This window comes from Oleiphilus sp. HI0061 (genome assembly GCF_001635675.1).
Genome location: NZ_LWFE01001373.1, coordinates 1 through 238, shown reverse-complemented (window position 1 = coordinate 238; position 238 = coordinate 1). Strand labels below are relative to the sequence as shown.

Annotated in this window: 1 protein-coding gene; it reads left to right on the top strand. The window is 35.2% G+C overall.

The annotated features are described in order from the left end of the window. Positions 1-41 precede the first annotated feature (41 nt). On the top strand, positions 42-238 hold a 197-nt coding region (locus tag A3735_RS32070; protein WP_231882620.1), incomplete at its 3' end, for a hypothetical protein.

The following is a 238-nucleotide window of genomic DNA, read 5'->3' as shown; positions in this document are numbered from 1 at the left end:
TCGACGTTATGTTGCTTACCGTAAAGTAGGNGNGGAAAAATATGGAACTGTTGCATAATTTTTTTCCGCACCTCATGATGTTTCTAAATAGTGGAGTTGGAGTTGCCGTATTTAATATGTGGCAAGCCAATAAAGCTATGAACGACCGTCGAATTATTACAGATAAGATTTTGCTGAGAGATAGTTTAACTAATAATATCATGAAAGAACTTGAAAAAGGACACACAACACTTCATAA